Source organism: Mesorhizobium sp. Pch-S (assembly GCF_004136315.1).
In the GTDB taxonomy this organism is placed as follows: Bacteria; Pseudomonadota; Alphaproteobacteria; order Rhizobiales; family Rhizobiaceae; genus Mesorhizobium.
Map to the genome: position 1 here is coordinate 1,063,077 of NZ_CP029562.1, position 18,580 is coordinate 1,081,656.

The 18,580-nt window shown below is 61.1% G+C and carries 19 protein-coding genes; 7 read left to right on the forward strand and 12 right to left on the reverse strand.

Going from position 1 to position 18,580, the window contains the following annotated elements; all coding sequences use genetic code 11:
• Window positions 1–52: 52 nt before the first annotated feature.
• The 5 genes from ugpC to C1M53_RS04950 form a co-directional block, all read right to left on the reverse strand.
• Complete coding sequence (gene ugpC, locus C1M53_RS04930; RefSeq protein WP_129411222.1) at window positions 53–1,141, reverse strand: sn-glycerol-3-phosphate ABC transporter ATP-binding protein UgpC; 1,089 nt, start codon at window positions 1,139–1,141, stop codon at window positions 53–55.
• A 55-nt stretch (window positions 1,142–1,196) separates the two neighbouring features.
• The gene (locus tag C1M53_RS04935; protein ID WP_129411223.1) at window positions 1,197–2,546 is read right to left on the reverse strand and encodes an alpha-glucosidase/alpha-galactosidase; all 1,350 of its coding nucleotides are present in this window, start codon (window positions 2,544–2,546) and stop codon (window positions 1,197–1,199) included.
• A gap of 277 nt (window positions 2,547–2,823) precedes the next feature.
• A complete protein-coding gene (locus tag C1M53_RS04940) occupies window positions 2,824–4,140 on the reverse strand; it encodes a sugar ABC transporter substrate-binding protein (protein ID WP_129411224.1) in 1,317 nt (438 codons plus the stop codon).
• Between the two features lie 37 nt (window positions 4,141–4,177).
• Window positions 4,178–4,969: a carbohydrate ABC transporter permease gene (locus tag C1M53_RS04945; protein ID WP_245488452.1), complete on the reverse strand. Its 792-nt coding sequence runs from the start codon at window positions 4,967–4,969 to the stop codon at window positions 4,178–4,180.
• A gap of 191 nt (window positions 4,970–5,160) precedes the next feature.
• Window positions 5,161–6,066 carry a sugar ABC transporter permease gene (locus C1M53_RS04950; RefSeq protein WP_129411226.1) on the reverse strand — a complete coding sequence of 302 codons (906 nt, stop codon included), beginning with the start codon at window positions 6,064–6,066 and terminating at the stop codon, window positions 5,161–5,163.
• A gap of 190 nt (window positions 6,067–6,256) precedes the next feature.
• Between C1M53_RS04950 and C1M53_RS04955 the strand changes: the two genes are divergently transcribed.
• Window positions 6,257–7,288: a LacI family DNA-binding transcriptional regulator gene (locus C1M53_RS04955; protein WP_129411227.1), complete on the forward strand. Its 1,032-nt coding sequence runs from the start codon at window positions 6,257–6,259 to the stop codon at window positions 7,286–7,288.
• A gap of 113 nt (window positions 7,289–7,401) precedes the next feature.
• Here C1M53_RS04955 and C1M53_RS04960 read toward each other — a convergent pair whose 3' ends face one another.
• Window positions 7,402–7,542, reverse strand: a complete 141-nt coding sequence (locus tag C1M53_RS04960; protein ID WP_165358046.1) for a hypothetical protein — start codon at window positions 7,540–7,542, stop codon at window positions 7,402–7,404.
• Window positions 7,543–8,241: 699 nt separating this feature from the next.
• Between C1M53_RS04960 and C1M53_RS04965 the strand changes: the two genes are divergently transcribed.
• The 3 genes from C1M53_RS04965 to C1M53_RS04975 all read left to right on the forward strand — a co-directional run bounded on the left by C1M53_RS04965 (window position 8,242) and on the right by C1M53_RS04975 (window position 11,778).
• Window positions 8,242–9,396 (forward strand): porin, encoded by a 1,155-nt coding sequence (locus C1M53_RS04965; protein ID WP_129411229.1) that lies wholly within the window; start codon window positions 8,242–8,244, stop codon window positions 9,394–9,396.
• Window positions 9,397–10,060: 664 nt separating this feature from the next.
• Window positions 10,061–10,513, forward strand: coding sequence for a MarR family transcriptional regulator (locus C1M53_RS04970; RefSeq protein WP_129411230.1), 453 nt, complete (start codon window positions 10,061–10,063; stop codon window positions 10,511–10,513).
• Window positions 10,514–10,671: 158 nt separating this feature from the next.
• Window positions 10,672–11,778, forward strand: coding sequence for an ionic transporter y4hA (locus C1M53_RS04975; RefSeq protein ID WP_129411231.1), 1,107 nt, complete (start codon window positions 10,672–10,674; stop codon window positions 11,776–11,778).
• A gap of 52 nt (window positions 11,779–11,830) precedes the next feature.
• Here the strand turns inward: C1M53_RS04975 and C1M53_RS04980 are convergent, their stop codons facing one another.
• Window positions 11,831–13,321: a hypothetical protein gene (locus C1M53_RS04980; RefSeq protein ID WP_129411232.1), complete on the reverse strand. Its 1,491-nt coding sequence runs from the start codon at window positions 13,319–13,321 to the stop codon at window positions 11,831–11,833.
• A gap of 349 nt (window positions 13,322–13,670) precedes the next feature.
• Here C1M53_RS04980 and C1M53_RS04985 point away from each other — a divergent pair, with 349 nt between their 5' ends.
• On the forward strand, window positions 13,671–13,928 hold the full coding sequence (locus C1M53_RS04985; RefSeq protein WP_129411233.1) for a hypothetical protein: 258 nt from the start codon (window positions 13,671–13,673) through the stop codon (window positions 13,926–13,928).
• A gap of 182 nt (window positions 13,929–14,110) precedes the next feature.
• Window positions 14,111–14,503, forward strand: a complete 393-nt coding sequence (locus tag C1M53_RS04990) for a RidA family protein (protein WP_129411234.1) — start codon at window positions 14,111–14,113, stop codon at window positions 14,501–14,503.
• A gap of 88 nt (window positions 14,504–14,591) precedes the next feature.
• Here the strand turns inward: C1M53_RS04990 and C1M53_RS04995 are convergent, their stop codons facing one another.
• Together C1M53_RS04995 and C1M53_RS05000 are read right to left on the reverse strand one after the other, a co-directional pair.
• Entirely contained in the window at window positions 14,592–14,849 is a 258-nt protein-coding gene (locus tag C1M53_RS04995) for a hypothetical protein (protein ID WP_129411235.1), read from the reverse strand.
• Window positions 14,850–14,928: 79 nt separating this feature from the next.
• Window positions 14,929–15,627: a type 1 glutamine amidotransferase gene (locus tag C1M53_RS05000; RefSeq protein WP_129411236.1), complete on the reverse strand. Its 699-nt coding sequence runs from the start codon at window positions 15,625–15,627 to the stop codon at window positions 14,929–14,931.
• Between the two features lie 92 nt (window positions 15,628–15,719).
• On the opposite strand from C1M53_RS05000, the gene C1M53_RS05005 reads away from it, so the two are divergent.
• Window positions 15,720–16,379, forward strand: coding sequence for a hypothetical protein (locus C1M53_RS05005; RefSeq protein WP_129411237.1), 660 nt, complete (start codon window positions 15,720–15,722; stop codon window positions 16,377–16,379).
• Between the two features lie 172 nt (window positions 16,380–16,551).
• Here the strand turns inward: C1M53_RS05005 and C1M53_RS05010 are convergent, their stop codons facing one another.
• The 3 genes from C1M53_RS05010 to C1M53_RS32000 form a co-directional block, all read right to left on the reverse strand.
• Window positions 16,552–17,139 (reverse strand): biotin transporter BioY, encoded by a 588-nt coding sequence (locus tag C1M53_RS05010; RefSeq protein ID WP_129411238.1) that lies wholly within the window; start codon window positions 17,137–17,139, stop codon window positions 16,552–16,554.
• A 72-nt stretch (window positions 17,140–17,211) separates the two neighbouring features.
• Window positions 17,212–17,958: a hypothetical protein gene (locus C1M53_RS31995; RefSeq protein WP_245488453.1), complete on the reverse strand. Its 747-nt coding sequence runs from the start codon at window positions 17,956–17,958 to the stop codon at window positions 17,212–17,214.
• Window positions 17,910–18,566, reverse strand: a complete 657-nt coding sequence (locus tag C1M53_RS32000) for a hypothetical protein (protein ID WP_245488454.1) — start codon at window positions 18,564–18,566, stop codon at window positions 17,910–17,912. Before C1M53_RS32000 ends, C1M53_RS31995 begins: the two co-directional genes overlap by 49 nt.
• Window positions 18,567–18,580: the final 14 nt, after the last annotated feature.

An 18,580-nucleotide genomic window follows, 5' to 3' on the forward strand; every position in this document is an offset into this window, starting at 1 on the left:
AACAGGGGTGTGAGCGGGAGATGCGAGGAGGCCTTTGCCGGCCGGTCTCCACCTAAGGCAAACGCAGGTTCTTTCCCTCGGCATCGAACACATGCGGGGCTGTGGAAAACGCCAGCGGCAAGGTATCGCCGGAACGAACCGACGTGCGCTCCTGCGCCGGCACGATCAGCGCGGTGCCGTCCTGGGTCACGGCGTAGATGAGCGTGGAGCCGCCCAGATTTTCGGTGATTTCCACCCTGGCGCTGAACACCGGATTCGCGGCATCGATCCTGATGGTTTCCGGGCGCAGGCCGAGCGTGACCGGGCTGCCTGCTTCAGGCAACCGCGCAAAGGGTCCGGCAATGGACTGCGGCCGGGACAAGGCCGGACACGCGACCTGAATGCCATGCGCCGAGGAGCTTTCAACGGTTCCCGACAGCAACGTCATTCGCGGGCTGCCGATGAAGCCGGCGACGAAGAGATTGGCCGGATTGTCATAGAGATCGATGGGGGTGCCGATCTGTTCCACCAGCCCGCCGCGCAGAACGACAATCCTGTCAGCCAGCGTCATGGCCTCGACCTGATCGTGGGTGACGTAGATCATCGTCGCCCCGATCTCGCGATGGATCTTGGCGATTTCGACACGCATCTGGGTGCGAAGCTCGGCGTCCAGATTGGAGAGAGGCTCGTCGAACAGGAAGATCTTGGGCTTGCGCACGATGGCGCGGCCAATGGCGACACGCTGCCGCTGGCCGCCGGAGAGTTGCTTCGGCCTGCGGTCGAGCAGCGGTTCGATCTGCAGGATGCGGGCGGCCTCCGCGACGCGTGCCTTGATCTCGGCCTTCGGCACCTTGTTGATCTGCATGCCGAAGGCGATGTTGTCGAAGACCGACATGTGCGGGAAGAGCGCGTAGGACTGGAACACCATCGCGACATGACGATCGGCCGGATCGGCATGGGTCAGGTCCTCGCCGTCGATCGAGATCGAGCCCTCGCTGGTCTCCTCGAGGCCGGCGATCATGCGAAGCAGGGTCGACTTGCCGCAGCCCGAGGGGCCGACGAAGACGACGAATTCCCCCTTCGTGGCCTCGATCGACACTCCCTTGACGACCTGAAGGGAGCCGAACTGCTTGGTGACGTGATCGATCCTGAGAAAAGTCATGGGGTCGAACTGTTGCTCCGGTTATCTTGCGAATTGCCCGCCATCTGGCGGGCGCTCAGCCGCGTGCCCAGGCGGGCAGCCAATCGCCATGCGCCGCGATCAGCCTGTCGACGAGGTTCCAGATCTGGTCGAGATCGAGCTCGGCCGCCGTGTGCGGATCCATCATCGCCGCATGGTAGATATGGTCGCGGTTTTCGGTGGTCAGCGCCCGAACGGTGAGTTCCTGGACGTTGATGTTGGTGCGGATGAGCGCAGTCAGTTGCGGCGGAAGATCGCCGATGAGCGTTGGCTGGATGCCGTTGGCATCGACGAGGCAAGGTACCTCCGCGACGCAATTGGCCGGCAGCGAGGTGATCGAGCCGTTGTTGCGCTGGTTGCCGTAGATGATCGACGGCTCGCCGGTCCAGACCGAATTCATGATCGAGGAGGCATATTCGTGGCTCTCCTTGATGGCGATCGTATCGGCGCCGGTCAGCGTCCCGGATTCCTCCTTCCAGCGGGCGATCTGCTCGACGCAGCGTTTCGGGTATTCATCGAGCGGGATGCCGAATTTCTCGATGAGATCGGCACGGCCGTCCTTGATGAAATAGGGCGTGTATTCCGCGAAGTGTTCGGAGCTTTCGGTGACGAAATAGCCGAGCCGCGTCAGCATTTCATAGCGGACCCTGTTCGGACAGCGCGGGTTCCAATGGCTCGGTTTCGGGAAGCGCCCTTCGCGATAGCCCTGCACCAGGTCGGGATAGAGGTTGCGGTAGCTGCCATCCGCCAGGCGATGCTCGAAGGTGAGGAAGAACGCCATGTGGTTGATGCCGGCGGCGCGATAGCGGATTTCCGAAACCGGGATATCGAGATCGCGCGACAGCTCATAGGCGGTGCCCTGGACGGAATGGCACAGCCCCACCTGCCGGATGGAAGGATATTTCTCGGCGATCGCCCAGGTGTTGATCGCCATCGGGTTCACATACTGCAGCAGGATCGCCTTGGGGCAGACCTGAAGCATGTCCTCGCAGATGGCCCACAGATGCGGCACGGTGCGCAGGCCGCGCATGATGCCGCCGACGCCGAGCGTGTCGGCGATGGTCTGGCGCAGTCCGAATTGCTTGGGGACCTCGAAATCGGTCACGGTGCAAGGTTCGTAGCCGCCGATCTGGAAGGCGACGACGACGAAATCCGCCCCTTCCAGGGCCTTGCGCTGGTTGGAATGTGTTTCAATGGTCGCGCTGGCGCCAAGTGCCTGCACGAGTTTGCCGGCGACGACCTCGCTTTCCTTCAGCCGCTCGGGATTGATGTCCATCAACGCGATCACCGCGTCCTTGAGCGCGGGGCGATACAGCACATCGCCGATGATGTTCTTCATGAAAACGGTGGAGCCGGCTCCGATGAACGTGATCTTTGGGCGTCGCATTGCGGGTTCTCGATAAGATGACGGGGATTGTGAAGGGTCCTCCGACGTCCGGGAAGGAACGCCGGAGGAAAATCCTACCGCGGGGAGAGGCGCGCCAGGAATTGGAGTTCAAGGGCTCGGAGCGTGATCTTTACCGGAAACCGGTTCCCACTTTCCGGGATCACGCTGATTGTCGGAGCGTGATCTTTTCCGAAAACCGGTTCCCACTTTTCGGGATCACGCTGATTGTCGGAGCGTGATCTTTACCGAAAACCGGTTCCCACTTTTCGGGATCACGCTAGAGCATGCCGTTCGCCTGGTCGTTGGCTTCCTTGAGGATGGCGGCCGGATCGCCCTTGCCAAGCAGGACATTCTCGATCGCCGTCGTCAGGATCGCCGAAATCTCCGAGGCGCGATCCGAGATGGGGAACGGGAACGTCGTTTCCGGTGTCGCCAGCTGAACGAAGGCAGATACATCAAGTCCCTTTGCCTTGTGGGCCTCCTCGGCCGCCTTTGCTGCTTCGGGACGGGCCGGGAAGACGACCCCGGATTTGCCGACGATGGTCTGGCAATCCGATCCGCCGAGATATTTCACCCATTTCCAGGCTTCGTCCTTGTGCTGGGATCCGGACCAGATGCTGTCGGACAGACCGTTGAACATCGAGCGGCGGCCTTCAGGCCCCTGCGGCAGCGGCGCAAAGCCGAACTCGGCCTTGGACGTGTCGCGATAGGAGGAAATGTTCCACGAGCCATCCGGAACGATGGCGGCCTTGCCGGCTGCGAAGATCGCGGTCGCGTTCAGCCTGCCGGTCTGTTCCTGGCTGAGCGCGTAGCCCTTCTTCAGGGCCAGGTCGCGTATCCAGGTCAGCGTATCGGCAAGCGCCGGGCTGTCATAGCCATACTGCTTGCCCCACGGCTTATCGATCGGCTTGAAGCCGTCGGAGACAGCCAGGAAGCTCCATTGCGTCTGGCCGTAGCCATCCACGGTGTTGGTTGCCCAGCCATAGACGGCAACCCTGGACTTGTCGAAACCGGCTTCGTTGCCGCGCTTGCCGTTCTGATCCACGCTGAGGCGCGCGACGACCTTTTCGAGCGAGCCGCCGTCTTTCGGGTTCCAGGTGAGGTTCCTGAGCTCCTCCTCGCTGACCCCGGCATCGGCGACCATCTTCTTGTTGTAGACGAGGGCAATCGTGTCCCAGTCCTTCGGCAGACCGTATTGCCGGTCGTCCTTGTTCCAGCTTTCGGCCAGACCGGGCAGATAGGCCTTCATGTCGACCTTGTCGGCCGCGATGCGCTCCGACAGGTCATCCATCACGCCGTTCGCCAGGAATTCCGGGAAGCGGCTGAGATGGTTGACAAACACGTCCGGCGCGGTGCCGGCGACAAAGGATGTGCTCAGCGTGGTCCAGTAATTGTCCCAGCTGTCCTGCTTGATGTTGATCTTGATGCCGGGGTTTTCAGCCTCGAACTTGTCCGCGCACTGGCGATACACGGGAGCCTGGTTGGCGTCCCACATGGCATAATTGAGGGTCACCTCCTCGGCCCGCGCGAACGAGGATGCGAGCGTGGTCAGCGCGGTTGCGGCGGCAAGGACGCCTGTCAGGTTTTTTCTCATTGTCTCTCCTCCACTTCATGACTTCACGACTGGCCGGCTATTTCAGGCCGCTCGTCTGCAGCGACTCCACGATCTGCCGGCCGAAAATGATGAGCATGGCGATGACGGGCAGGATCGACAGCATGATCGCCGCCATCAGCCCGCTCCAGTCGGGATTGCCCCTGCCGGTCTGGCTCATGAAATCCGACAGGGCGACCGCCATGACGCGCACGCCGGGATCGCGCCCCACCAGGAAGGGCCAGAAGAACTCGTTCCACGAATTGATCGACAAAAGGATCGCCAGCGTGGCAATCGGCCCCTTCTGGATCGGCAGCGCGATGCGCCAGAAGATCTGGAACTGGGACGCCCCCTCCAGCCGCGCGGCCTCGTCGAGTTCCTTCGGCGCAGACAGGAAGAACTGGCGCAGGAAAAACACCGCGAAGGGCGTCATCAGGATCGTCGGGGCGACCAGACCGGCAAAGCTGTTCAGCAGACCGAGCTGCTTGATGAGAACGAAGTTCGGGATGAACAGCACCACGCTCGGGATCATGGTGGCGGCGAGGAAGGCGAAGAACAGCTTGTTGCGGCCCGGGAAATTCATGCGGGCAAAGGCGTAGCCGGCGAGCGCCGAAAAGAAGATCTGCCCCGTGACCGTCAACGCGGTGTAGATGACGCTGTTTCGCAGCGCCAGCATGAAGTCGATCGGCGCGGCGCGGAACGCCGACAGCTCGATGGTGGAAGGCAGGCCCATCACGCGCAGGAAGTTTCCGGGCGTGTAGGCGCTCGGCAACAGGCTCGACGCACTGGTGTAGACATCGTTCGGATACGTGAGGCCGATCTTGAGTGCCATCCACAGCGGCAGCAGGGAAATGAAGACGAACAGGGCAAGGACGGGATAACCCAGAGCATTTTGTAGCCAAGTGGAGTCACTTGGCGTTACAAAAATGCGACGAAAACAAAAACTTAGAGCGTTTCCGCGTTTCCGTGAAAAACGGAAACGCTCTAGGACGGCCTGCGGGGTGAGCTTCTTCATCGCGGGCCTCAATCCAGATCCGACTGATCTGCCCGCAACACCCGCATCTGCAGCAGCGTGATGAGGATCAGCGTGACGAACAGCACGACGGAAATCGCCGACGCGTATCCCATCTTGTTGAATTTGAAGGCGTTCTCGTAAATGTACCAGAGAATGACGCGGGTCGAATTGGATGGTCCGCCCGCTGTCGCGACAGCGACCACGTCGAAGACCTGAAACGAACCGATGAGGCTGGTCACCACGACAAAGGCCAGCACCGGACGCAGCAGCGGCAGGGTGATACGCCGGAACATCGTCCACTCACCTGCCCCCTCCAGCCTGGCAGCCTCGTAGAGATGGGCGGGAATCGCCTGCAGGCCGGCATAGAACAGCAGCGCGGTCAGGCCGGTGTGCCGCCAGGTGGAGATGGCGGCCACCGATACCATCGCCTCATCCGGAGAGGCGAGGAAACCCTGCGGTCCGACACCGAAGAAGGTGAGGAATGCGTTCACGAGACCCAGGATCGGGTCCAGCATCATCATCCAGACGAGCGCGGCAACCACATTGGAAATCAGATAGGGCGCGATGATGATCGCCCGCAGCCAGACCGCACGCGCCAGCCGGTCCGAGAGCACTGCCAGCAGCAGCCCGAGCACGGTCTGCAGCGGAATGTTGTAGAGAACGTAGGCGAACGTCACCTTGGCCGAATGCCAGAAGTTCGCGTCCGAAAGCAGCATCGCATAATTGCCGAGCCCGACGAATTTCGGGGCGCGCATGAGGTTCCAGTCGGTCAGGCTGATCTCAACGGCGCGAAGCGTCGGCAAAAGGTAGAAGATCAGGAAACCGAGGAACGCCGGGGCGACGAACAGATAGCCGACCAGGGCCTCCTTCCGCCGCCTCTGGCGCAGTGAAACACTCCTCCCCTGTGTCGGCATAGGATCTCCACCCGATTGATCATTACACGTGTTAGCCTCCATGAATTTCCATTCCTAACACGTGTTAGTAATGGATAAAGATGAAAAGCCGTTGTTGTCAAGCCGGGACTTCGGTTGTAGGTCATGACAAGGGCGAAGCGACTGAATGCGCTGATGAAAGATCGGCGGCGCGAGCACCCGGAGGCGGCCGATGAATTCCACCCGAGTGACCAGCCATGACGTGGCGCGCCGTGCCGGCGTATCCCGCGCGACGGTATCGCTGGTGCTGAACCGCTCGGAAAGCGTGGTCCTCAGCAAGGAAACCCGCGAACGCGTGATGCAGGCCGCGGCGGAACTCGGCTACAAGCCCAATTCGGCCGGGCGCATGCTGGTCAGCGGCCTGACCGAAACCATCGGCCTCGTGGTCTCGGATCCCTCGATCCTGCTGGTCGACCAGTATATCCCGCAGGTTCTCTACGGCATCGAAAAGGCCAACCGGGAAATGGGCTTCCATGTCCTGGTCGAGGGGCTTGAGGCCCATGGCACAGGCGGGGCTTACGACAACCTGGTGGAATCGCGGCGCATCGACGGGTTGATCGTCGTCAACCCGCGCGCTGGCGACGAAGCGCTGATCTCCCTGATCGACAAGAATTTCCCGGTCGTCCTCGTCGGCTCGGTACGCCACCCCTCCGAGGTCTCGGTAACGTTCAGCACGCGCGGGGCGATCAAGGCAGCCGTCGACCACGTCGCCGGCCTCGGCCACAAGCGGATCGGAGCGATAACGTTCTCGCCACGCGGTTTCGTAGCGACCGATGCGCGATTGAGAGCGCTGGAACGCAGCCTGCAGGACCACGGGCTTTCACTGGACGAGGATGCGGTGCAGGAAGGCGACTTCAGCGCCGAGAGCGGCCATGCCGCTGCAACCGCACTGCTGCGGCGGCGCCCGGACCTCACAGCGCTTTTTGCGGGCAACGACACGATTGCCATCGGCGTGCTCAACGCAGCACAGGAGATCGGCCGACGCGTTCCGGACGATCTTTCCATTGTCGGGTTCGACGACCTGCCGTTCGCGCGATGGCTGACGCCGCCCTTGACCACGATCAAGACGGAGGGTGTCCGGCAGGGAACGATCGCCGCCCAGATGCTCTTCGCGCGGCTGAACCACCGGCCGCTGGAAAACAACCGTGTGAGGCTGGAGCCGGAACTGGTGGTGCGCCGTTCAACGGCGCCCGCACCATCATAGGACTTTCAGGAAGAAAAGCGTTGCAGCCTTGGAAGCCAACGGCTCGACCTAGGCACCCGAAGGGCCTGGACGCACCACCGGCCATGCTTTCGACCGGCTGCCCGGAAGACTGATCAGTGCGAGGCGGAGACGACGCCGTAGCCGTCGACGGCGAGATGGTTGTTGGCTGCGTCGGCGGAGTAGATACCGAGGCCGCAGATCACGATTGCGGACAGCATGAAGAAGGACAGAAGCGCTGCTTTCACGGAGGTCATCTCAAGTTGAGCCTTCTGTATTGTCCTGCAAAGGACCGGTTACGAATGTGTTGAAACTCCCACTTGGCGAGGCGGTTTCAGCACATTTGCGTGTCTGGACGATGCTTGTTTCGGCTTGTGTGACGCTTGTGCAACAGTGGGACACCCGCGCCGGAAAGCCAGCCGCCGCCTTCTAGGAAATCGCGCCGACACAGGCCAAGCGCGAAATGCGCCATCCACAGCGGAATCCGGGCGGCGTGCCAAATTTGCCACGCGGACGTTGCGGAAGCTTTTCCCGGGCGCGTTTCAGGTGACCGGAATCGGCAGCCGATCACACCTCGCCACCACACTCGCAAAAATCGCGAAGCACGCCGTCCGTCTCCTCCGGTGCAAATCGAAATTGTTTCGGAGGCTCACTATGTGTTTTTGAAACCGTTCCATTTGATGATCAACTAAAAGTAAACATCCCATCGAAATAACTAACACCACCAATTTCACATAAAAAACAAACAGATATCAATCACGTAAAAACTGAAATCATTCCATTTGAAAGCATATTTAGAAACATGAACACAGATATGTGATATCTCGTTGCCGTTCGGCTACACATCAACTTAAGTCACGCGACGCAATATCAATCAATGACATTTGAGCTTAAAAATATTCAGGGTGCGAGGTTGATCGTACGTACTCGGAACCCAGTATCGATAGGGGATTACAGTGAACATCAGAACGCTTCTTTTAGGCTCGACTGCGGCTTTGATTGCCGTTTCCGGCGCACGTGCCGCTGACGCGGTCGTCGTCGCCGAGCCGGAACCCGCTGAATACGTCAAGATCTGCGACGTCTACGGCGCCGGCTACTTCTACATCCCGGGCACCGAGACCTGCCTGCGTGTCGGCGGCTACATCCGCTACGATGCCAGCCTGGGTGATCGCGGCACCTTCGACGGCGCCAGGACGACCGACCGCCTCAATGGCAAGGAACAGGATACCTGGGGCAAGAACACCCGTTTCGCCCTGAAGACCTGGACCGGCCAGGAGACCGAACTCGGCACCCTGAAGACCTACACCGAGACCCGCTTCCAGTTCGGCAACAGCAATGACAACGCTGACGCCCGCAACAAGAACGTCTCGCTGAACTTCGCCTGGATCCAGCTCGGCGGCCTGCGGGTCGGCAAGGACGAGTCGGCCTACGACACCTTCATCGGTTATGCCGGCAACGTCATCCAGGACACGATCGTTCCTTACGGCGAATTCGACACCAACCTGATCAGCTACACCTTCGACGCCGGCAACGGCTTCTCGGCGATCGTCTCGCTGGAACAGGGCTCGGGCAGCTACGACACCTTCGTCAAGGACGGAGCTGGCAACTGGGTTCCGGGCATCGTCAACAACACCATCGACAGCTATGCTCCGAACGTCGTGGTCGGCGCCAAGTATACCCAGGGCTGGGGCGGCATCACCGGTGTCATCGCCTACAATCCGAGCTGGGAAGAGTGGGCCGGCAAGGTACGCCTCGACGTGAACGCCACCGACCAGATCGCCCTGTGGGTCATGGGCGGCTATGGCACGGACGACAACGCGGCCCGTACCTTCTACAAGCCGTGGGGCGGCAACTGGGCCGTCTGGGGTGGCGGCAGCTACAAGTTCAACGAGAAGACCACGTTCAACCTCCAGGCGTCGTATGACGAGCAGGAAAACCTGGGCATCGCCGCCAACGTCGCTTACCAGGTGGTGCAGGGCTTCACCGTCACGGCCGAAGTCGACTACCTCAACGAAGGCAAGCGCGGCGATTCCGACTGGCTCGGCGACTGGACCACGACGGACAAGAAGAGCAGCGTCGGCGGCATCCTCCGCTTCCAGCGCGACTTCTAGAGCATTTTGTAGCCAAGTAGAAACACTTGGCGTTACAAAAATGCTGTGAAAACAAAAACTTAGAGCGTTTCCGTGTTTCCGTGAAAAACGGAAACGCTCCAGGACCTTCCTCCTTTAGCGGGTGCCGGTTTGACCTCCAGTCATTCGCTCTTTTTATCGAGGTGAAAGACCTCCCATTATCGGCCCGGACAGACCGGGCCGATCCTTTCGAAAGCTCTCGGCCGCAGCCCTGGTGGCTGGCCGATCAGAACCAGGACCGCAGGTTGGGACATCCTGATGCCGTCGTCCCACGAGCAATTTCGGCTCGACCTCTCGGCGCAGACGACATCATCGATGATCCAGCTGATCCGCGGCCGCCACCCCTGTCGGCCGCGGTTCAGTTTCGGCTGCAAGGCACTCTTCGGAATGTTGTGGGCGAATTTGGCTGTAACATTTCCGTGTTGCGGGAACTCCCTTTCGCCGCCTGCATTTTTCGTTCGCCGGATCGGGAACTCCGGCGAGGTCACCACCATCAATGGAACTGAATGATCGATCCGTGGAGCATGCTGTGGGATGGACGTTGTCCGTTCCCGTTCGCGACGGAACGATCCTCTTTTCTTCCAGGCCGGCCCAGAGGCCATCCAGGTGCCGTGACTTCAATGGGTGATATGCGGACAGGTCGACAATGGAAGAACAGGAAAGCCCGATCGCTATTTTCGAAGACATGGGGGAGATCGTCAGGCGCCTGCAAGACATCTACGAGATAGCGCTGCAAGGTACGGGACTGTCGCTGGAAGAAGGCGCCACGCTGTACCGGGTCGCGCATGGCGGCGCCAACAGCCAGAAGATGCTGGCCGACCAGTTGCGGATCGAAACGCCGACCTTCGCGCGCCTGGCCAGAAGGCTCGAGATCCGGGGGCTGATCCGGCGTTTCGAGGACGACAACGACCGTCGCGTCAAGCAGCTTTTCGTCACCACGGAAGGCATGGCGATGGTCTCGAAGTTCACAGAGAAGCTCGCCGCCGATACCGCGGAATTACTGTCCGCGTTCGGCCGGACCGAACTGGAAGCCGCCAAATCGGTCGTCAAGGACATCTCGACCAGCATCGGGGACCTTGCCCGCGCCAGGGGAAGATAGTCCCACACCGGCGGGTGTTGTCGATGTCACCCGGACATATGCCGAGACAGCACTTTCGCACTTTCGCACTTTGGTCGGCCGGTGCGAATGTACAGGGCGACACAGTTCCTCTACCTTCGCAGCCAGGACCGCAATGATCTCCGGCGCTTAGAGAATACATGGCTCTCGATCACCACACGACGATACCGCTCTGGACCTGGGCCGCGCCGGCGGCAGCGCTTGTGCTGGTTGCGCTGAAGTATCTCGGGCTGGTTTCAGACGACGCGATACCGGTGATCATCCTTGCATCGATCGCCCTCGGCGCGTCGATCTTCGCGTCCGTGCACCATGCCGAAATCCTGGCGCTCAGGGTCGGCGAACCGATGGGCTCGATCATCCTTGCCGTATGCGTGACGATCCTGGAGGTCGGGCTGATCGTCTCCATCATGCTGGCCGGCTCTGAAGGCAGCGAATCCGTCGCCCGCGACACGGTCTTCTCGGCGCTGATGATCGTGCTCAACTGCGTGATCGGACTGTGCCTGGTGTTTGGCGGCCGGCGCCACCACGAGCAGACCTTCCAGCTCAACGCAGCCTCCGCCTCGCTCGCCGTGCTCGGAACCCTGGCGATCAGCGTGCTGGTGCTGCCGAACTTCGTCTCGGCAGGCGGACCGCAGCAATTCTCGCCCATCCAGCTGCTGGTGGTCAGCCTGGTGCTGCTGGCTCTCTACGCGGTCTTCGTGTTCATCCAGACGATCAAGCATCGCGACTACTTCATGGACGTGCCAGTCGGCGGACAGGATCCCGACGAGGCCCCGCTCGAGCCGCCGACATCCAGGGTGACCCTTGTGAGCGCGGTGATGCTTCCGGTTTCGCTGCTCGTCGTCATCCTGCTGGCGAAAGTGCTGTCGCATCCGCTGGAGAACCTCGTCGCCGCAGCCGGCCTTCCGCAGGCCGTCGTCGGCGTCATCATCGCGACGCTGGTGCTTCTGCCCGAAGGCATCGCCTCGGTTCGCGCGGCACTTCTGAACCGGCTGCAGAACAGCGTGAACCTTGTGCTCGGTTCCGCGCTCGCCAGCATCGGCATGACCATCCCGGTCGTGGCGGCGGTGGCCGTGCTGACCGATCGCAAACTGATGCTCGGCCTCAGCCCCGCCGCCATGGTGCTTCTGCTGCTGACGCTGTTCGTCAGCACCATCACGCTCGGCACCGGACGCACCACCGTGCTGCAAGGCGCGGTGCATCTCGGCATCTTCGTCATCTTCCTGCTGATAACGGCCGTGCCGTAGGCTGGGGGCGTTTTGCATCCCATTTTTGATGCAAGAATGCCGAGTACCGTGGCTAAAGGAACTTTTTAATGATGATCTTGATGTACTTATTGACCGTACAGGACTCCCCATTCGCGCGGGTCGCAATGAGCGGAGCGAGAAGCGGAACTCCTCCAATGTATGTCGCAGCCTCCTTTGGGGGCATCGATGGCGAGGCGCCGTTTACATCCTGAACGACGAAATGAACCTTCCACTCTCCCAAAGGATCGAATTTCGCCTGAGCCATCAACTCCTCAATCAAGATGACCCCTGTGTACCACCCGTCCGATGCGATAGCGTCCCTATTCGCTCCATCATCAAGCAAGGGAATCCTGAATGAATTTTTGCCATCAGGCGCAACGGCTATAGCGTACGCATAGAGTTCGTCGCCCTTGTAGAAGGTGCCTTGAGCATCCTGGCCGCGGAGCCTGACAATGATTGGATCGAACTGAGCGGCCTCAGCTGGAGCTTGCATTTCCCAGGTGGCGAGGTGAACATTGGTCCGAGTTTCGTTCACCGTGAGCGATGTCGCTCTACCAGTGCTCAAGACCGCGTCATATGTCCACTTTGCTCCAACTGGGAATGGCGTGCCAGCTTCCATCGCAGGCGGATACGTTAGGTCTACTGAAACCGTTTCCCGAACAGGAACTTCGCCCGTCAGGAGGTTAGCCGCAGTCCTTCCCCGCTCCCAAGGATCTGCGTCATCTGCCAATCCAACCAGCATCGCTCCATTCGCAATAGCGGACAAAATCCCGGCAGGCGTTGCGTAATTCCCCTCCCCAAAAGCCGTTGGATCAGGAATGCACCATTCGAAATCGGCGGGATTATCGTGCCCATGGCCGCCGATCCCTATTTGAGCACTGCCGTGCCCTTTTGATGCCTCCAAAAGCGCACCAATACCGGCGAGAAGAGCTACCAGCCAGCCCACAACCTTCCACCATGGATCCTCAAACGGCAACGACAGACCATTCGGCAGCACAGTTGCTGTAAGTCGCTGAGGGAATTGGACAGGCGGTAGCTTTCCTTCGTCACCAGGTTTTGTTGTCTCCAACGACTGTTCCGAATTGTCGAACGTTATCGCCAAGCTCCCTTCCGGGACTTTACAAAGGTACGTCTTTGAGGTGCTGTCATAGCTCGTGCTGGAAAGAAAATAGCGGGCGTCACAGTAGCCATCCCAATATAGCGGCTTCCCACTCTCCAGTACCGACATTCCGCCCGCTTCAATCTGCAGGGTTTTCTTGCCAGGTTGGGCACCTGCAAACGTTACTTCCCATTGCAAGAGAGTGGCGGCACCGCTCGCCAGTTCGCGATTGACTTGGTGCTCTCGCAGCCCGAGCACAGTGTAGTCAGGAGTATCCGCAATCCGCGCCCAAAACCCTCTGACAGTATGCTTGCTGTCATTGACCAAGTAGACACTGATTAAAAGCCGCGTTATGCAAGTATCAAAAATACCGTCAGGCAGCATGAGACCGGTTACTGGCTCCACCGCAAACGGCCTCTTTCTGATCATAAATGGAGTCGCCATCTCCTCCCCCCTGTTACTTACCCTCCCCCTAGAGGGTACAGCGAGAGGACTGAACACGCAAAGAAGAAATTCGCCTTCAGAAAATAAAACTGCGGATCTACTCAAATTCCCCGCCACTCGGCTCTGCGAGTATGCCTTGCTGTATTGTGCTTCTTCGCCCAGGAAAATGCAGACCGTGGTTCGCCGCTCTTGAACGGGCACATTCCATCTGCTGTGTTTCAGGTCCTCCACAGCTCCTGAAATATGACGGCAGGCCAATCTCTCCCAGTCTGCCACACCACCCCCGAACGCGTCCTTGTCAGGGCACCTTACGTTTGGTTAACCTCCGCCACAAAACTGGGGGAGAACAATGACTTTCGAAAACACAATCCTGAATGCAAAAAACGTGCTGCGGATCATGAGCGCGACGCTGCTGATCCCGGCGATCCTGGATGTCGTCTCCGGATACCTGGGATTTCGCATTCCCTGGTATGCAACAGCAACCCTGCTCACGCTTTTCATGTATGCCTGCGAGGCCGACGCCAATGCGCAGCGATGGGAAGGGCTCTACGCGGAACTCGAAAGGCGGGACATGGAACGACGGGACAAGGAAAGGCAGTTGGCCTAGCCTGATCGCGTAAGGCTGCCCCGGGCGGCCGTCACCAACTCCGTGAAAACCGGACCTTGAACGGCTGCCAGCCAGCCCCTGGGCTCGTTCTTGTTGCGCCGTCGCCGACGCTTTGCCACCGTACCGCAGGCCAGCGACACGGTGAACACGCGTTTTCAATCGAACAAGACAGGAGATCGTCCATGTCCCTCGAACTCATCAACCCCGACGACCTGCCCGTTCCGGAGATCTACACGCAGGTTGTCATCGCGACGGGATCCAGGATGGTGTTCGTCTCCGGCCAGCAGCCGGAAGGCAGGGATGGCAAGCTGGTCGGGCACGGCGATTTTGCGGCGCAGGCGCGCCTGGCTTTCGGCAATCTCGGCCGGGCGCTCAGGGCGGCAGGCGCAAGACCCGAACAGGTCTGCAAGATCACCATCTACATCGTCGACTATGACCGTGACGAACATGTTCCGATCATCGAGGAAGCGCAGATTTCGCTGTTTGGAGACCACAAGCCGGCGAACGTGGTGGTCGGGGTGGCGATCATGTCACCGGGTTATCTGATAGAGGTCGACGCGATCGCGGTGATCTGACGAGGCCATCGGAAGCTGGCGCGATAACCTCCTTCCGGCTATGAGCCGGTGCGGGAGAAGCTTTGGATTGCCAAAGCTGCGGAAAGCTCTACTGCACCTGCAATCCAGCATAGATCGTCATTCCCGCCACCAGGATCACGATCATCCTCAATACCCATATGGCGAGCGGCGGGAACGGCATCCATCCGGCTATCGCGATAGCGGCAGCCGATATCAGCGCCGTTGAAGCCAACAAGAAAGACAGAAATACCATGGCACCTGCTTTCGGGGGCGCTTGGCTCCTCGCTGCCGATTCCGCCTTCTCTACCAACGAGAAGACGGTCGTTTTCCCCTCATGAACAGCCAAGGCATCATCTGCCAGTCATGAGTCGAGCTTACTACGCCGCCGCGCACACCTCTTCCCGGCTCTTCGACATTCCCAGCCCTCAGATCGTCGCCACCCAGGCCCTTGCGATCGCAAGACCCGACTGGTCGGCAAGCGCGGCATTGCGGGCGGCTTCGGCTGGCAGCCGCTCCGGCCAGTCCGGCCAGCGAGCCGTCACCGTCTCGGCGAAGGTCGTGGTCCAGTAATTGACCACAGGCGTGTCGGCCTCGAAATGGAACTGGAAGGCATAGACGGCGCGGCCGAGGCGGAAGGCCTGGTTTTCGGCCACAGCGCTCGAAGCCAGCCGCACGGCGCCGGGCGGCAGGGTGAAGGTGTCGTCGTGCCACTGGAAGATCGGGAACGCCACCGGCATGGCGCCGAGAACCGCGTCGGCCTTCGCCTCGTCGGTCAGGGTCACGCCGTGCCAGCCGAACTCGGACGCGCCGCCGACCTGGTTGATGCCGCCGAAGGCGCGCGCCACCAGCTGGCTGCCGAGGCAGATGCCGAGCACCGAGCGGTCCTTGTGGGCGAAGTCGCGGATGAGGTCGAGCAATTCGGGGAAATAGGGATGGCTGTCGTCGGCAAGCGCATTCTGGCCGCCGCCGAACATCACCAGCGCGTCATGCTCGCTGGCATCCTTCGGCAGTTCGTCGCCGAGATAGGCCCGGCGGACATCGAGTTCGGCATTGGCTTCGTTGAGTGCAGCCCCGACATTGCCGAGATCGGTGCCCTGATAATTCTCGACGACAAGAACCCGCATGACCATCCTGACATGAATTGCGCTGGCGATTGCGTATCATGGCAACGAAGCAGCGGCCAAGCGCCGGTGCCGGACAGCAACGGAAAAAGCCTATGCCACTGCAGAACCGCGTCGATCCCTATGGAGCCATCCACGCCGTGGCCGAGCGCGGGCTGTTCACCGGCAATCGCGGTATCATCCACGACCCGGAAACAAGGACGCTGCTGAAGAAGCGCTGGGCGCTGCCGGCCTGGATCATCTGCGTCTGCGACTACCAGGGCCGCAGGCGCGAACCGATGGGCCGCAACCGGCCAGGGGGCAAGGCCGGCTGGACCGAGCTGTTCTTCCTTGACGAGCCGACCGCGCTCGCCGCCGGGCATCGGCCCTGCTTCTTCTGCCAGCGGGCGCGGGCGAGCGAATTCCTCGGCTGTTTCGGCAAGGCCTTCGGCATCGCCGAGCCGCGCGCGCCGCAGCTGGATGCACGGCTGCACAAGGAGCGTTTTGCTTCCTCGCGCAAGCCGTTGCCGTCGATCCGGGCCGAGGAGATCGCGCGGCTGCCGGATGGCACGATGGTGGACATCGGCGGCAAGCCTTTTGCCGTGCGGGACGGCGGACTGCTGGGCTGGAGCTTTGCCGGCTACGACAGGCCGGCCAGCATGAGCGCGGCAACCAGGGGCGGCGCGTCAGTCGCGCTGATCACCCCTCCAACAGCGGTTGCCGCGCTCACCGCCGGCTTCACGCCGGTCTGGCATGCGAGCGCGGGAAACGGATAAGACCTGCGCAAACTGCTCCCCGCCCGCCTCGCTGCATGACGGGGTACGCACTTCCGGGAGCCGGCAGGGTGGGTTGCCACGCTGGCGCGATGCCCCCATCGCACCCTGGCGCAGCTCCCGCCCTGCCGGCCTCTCGAACCGACGCGGTCCGCATCGGGGGGAGGAATGCAGATCAGCTGTTCCTGCCGACGAGGCGCCAGACCAGCGGAAGTGCCGCCGACGCCAAGCCGAGCTTCAGCAGGTCGCCGAGCAGGAATGGGGTCAGCCCCCAGGCCAGAACCGGCTTGTCCCAGCCGACAACCGCGCCGAGCCAGAGCAGGCCCGGCAGATAGATCATGACGGTGCCGGCCAGCATCGCCAGCGCGGTGAGCGCAACGCTGCGATCCCAGCCGCGTTCGGCCAGCCAGCCGCAGACGGCGGCAGCAGGAAGGTAGCCCAGCAGATAACCGCCGGTCGGCCCCATCATGTAGGCAAGACCGATGCCCTTCTCCGGCGTGCCGGCAAAGACAGGCAAACCCGCAGCGCCTTCGGCGAGATAGAGCAGGACGGTGGCAAGCCCGAGCCGCCAGCCGAGTGCTGCGCCGATGGCCAGCACCGCGAAGGTCTGCATGGTCAGCGGCACGGGATAGAAGGGAAGCTGGACCTTCGCCGATGCCCAAAGCAGGAGCGAACCGGCAAAGACGACGGCGGCCTTTTGCAACAGCGACGTCTCGCCGGCGAAACGCTGCAGCAATGTGGAGATACCAGCCTGGGAAGCCATGGAACCTGTCCTTTCTCGCTTTTGAGTTCTCGGTAAAGCCTCGCGCCCCTGGCAGGGCGCGAGGTCTGGATGTCATGCGGCGGTGAGGAACCACTCGCGCTTGGCGCTGTTCAGGCCCAGCGCATAGATGCAGAAACCGACAACCGCGGTGGCCGGTGCCGATAGTTCGGTGTAGGCGCCACCCCACAGGTGCAGCGCGATGCCGACGGCTGCTGCCGCGAACCAGGCGATGATGCCGAGTGGATTGAAGGCCGGCACGTGGCTCGAACGGTATTCGATCGTGCTGCCGACAAGCTGCTCGTAGCGGCTGGAGAAGATATGGGCCATGGCGACCGCCACCCAGGCGACGACGAAGATGCCCTGATAGGCGAGTGCCTGCAGCAGATAGCTGAACACGTCGATCAGCATCAGCAGATAGACGATCGCGCCGACCACGATGGCCCAGCCGATGCGGCCGAAGGGCGGCTTGCCGAACAGCTGCACCAGCGCCTCAAGGTTGACCGCGGCGAGGTAATAGTTCGCCGTGTTGATGCGGGTCTGCGTGACCCAGACGAAGAGCAGGCCGCCTATGCCCATGATCTTCAGAAGCGCCAGCAGCACCGAGACTTCGGTGACGGTGCCGAGATCCGGCACCGTGCCGACCATGAACATGCCGAACAGGCCGCTGACCAGGAACACCATGACATAGAACGGCATGCCGAAGTTGAAATAGGCGTGATAGCCGGCATCTTCCTGGCGGCCGAAACGGGCGTAGTCGAAGGTGAACATCATCAGCACCCACACGCCCATGTAGTACACGAAGCAGGACAACCAGCCCAATGCCGGCTCGCCGCGGCCGGCCCGAGATTGAGCCACTTGTCGCTGTAGCCATACTGGCTGATCGCCAGCACCACCGCGAGCACGAGGCCCAGTATGTAGAACGGCAGCAGCACGCCGTTGAATTTGTCGAGCCAAGTCTGGATGCTGCCGAAGATCAGCGGCACCGAATAGAGCACGACGATCAGGGCAGCGATCGGATAGGAGATCGACGGGAAGATGTTGTTGATGCCGACCGCGATCACCGACCCCTCGAAGACGGCGTAGTAGATGGCGGTGGCGCAGAAGATCAATGTCGCGAGGCCTGCCCCGACATTGCCAAAGAGAACGCGTGAGAACAGGGCGACGGACAGCCCGGTCTTGATGGCAAACCTGCTCAGCACCGCATTGATGAGCCCATAGGCGACCACCGACAGCACCATGCCGATGATTGCGTTCCAGGTGCCGAAGCCAAGCGCCAGCGCGGCGCCGACCACGATGTAGAAGACGGCGCTGCAGACGGCCCACCATGCCATGGTCAAAGCCATCTTCGGCATGCGGGCATTGGGTGGTACGGCAATGTTCGAATAGTCCAGTGTGTCGGCTTCATCAGCCGCTAGTTTTCCAGCCATTGTATTTCCCCTTC

Bases quoted from the DNA above. Each gene is read 5' to 3' on its own strand.
- C1M53_RS05010 (WP_129411238.1), bottom strand. From the start codon at position 17,139: ATGGCTTCCCAGGCTGGTATCTCCACATTGCTGCAGCGTTTCGCCGGC.
- C1M53_RS04950 (WP_129411226.1), bottom strand. From the start codon at position 6,066: ATGCCGACACAGGGGAGGAGTGTTTCACTGCGCCAGAGGCGGCGGAAG.
- C1M53_RS04945 (WP_245488452.1), bottom strand. From the start codon at position 4,969: ATGGCACTCAAGATCGGCCTCACGTATCCGAACGATGTCTACACCAGT.
- C1M53_RS05005 (WP_129411237.1), top strand. From the start codon at position 15,720: ATGCCACTGCAGAACCGCGTCGATCCCTATGGAGCCATCCACGCCGTG.
- C1M53_RS04955 (WP_129411227.1), top strand. From the start codon at position 6,257: ATGAATTCCACCCGAGTGACCAGCCATGACGTGGCGCGCCGTGCCGGC.
- C1M53_RS04940 (WP_129411224.1), bottom strand. From the start codon at position 4,140: ATGAGAAAAAACCTGACAGGCGTCCTTGCCGCCGCAACCGCGCTGACC.
- C1M53_RS32000 (WP_245488454.1), bottom strand. From the start codon at position 18,566: ATGGCTGGAAAACTAGCGGCTGATGAAGCCGACACACTGGACTATTCG.
- C1M53_RS04985 (WP_129411233.1), top strand. From the start codon at position 13,671: ATGACTTTCGAAAACACAATCCTGAATGCAAAAAACGTGCTGCGGATC.
- C1M53_RS04990 (WP_129411234.1), top strand. From the start codon at position 14,111: ATGTCCCTCGAACTCATCAACCCCGACGACCTGCCCGTTCCGGAGATC.
- C1M53_RS04960 (WP_165358046.1), bottom strand. From the start codon at position 7,542: ATGACCTCCGTGAAAGCAGCGCTTCTGTCCTTCTTCATGCTGTCCGCA.
- ugpC (WP_129411222.1), bottom strand. From the start codon at position 1,141: ATGACTTTTCTCAGGATCGATCACGTCACCAAGCAGTTCGGCTCCCTT.
- C1M53_RS04935 (WP_129411223.1), bottom strand. From the start codon at position 2,546: ATGCGACGCCCAAAGATCACGTTCATCGGAGCCGGCTCCACCGTTTTC.
- C1M53_RS04970 (WP_129411230.1), top strand. From the start codon at position 10,061: ATGGAAGAACAGGAAAGCCCGATCGCTATTTTCGAAGACATGGGGGAG.
- C1M53_RS05000 (WP_129411236.1), bottom strand. From the start codon at position 15,627: ATGCGGGTTCTTGTCGTCGAGAATTATCAGGGCACCGATCTCGGCAAT.
- C1M53_RS04980 (WP_129411232.1), bottom strand. From the start codon at position 13,321: ATGGCGACTCCATTTATGATCAGAAAGAGGCCGTTTGCGGTGGAGCCA.
- C1M53_RS04975 (WP_129411231.1), top strand. From the start codon at position 10,672: ATGGCTCTCGATCACCACACGACGATACCGCTCTGGACCTGGGCCGCG.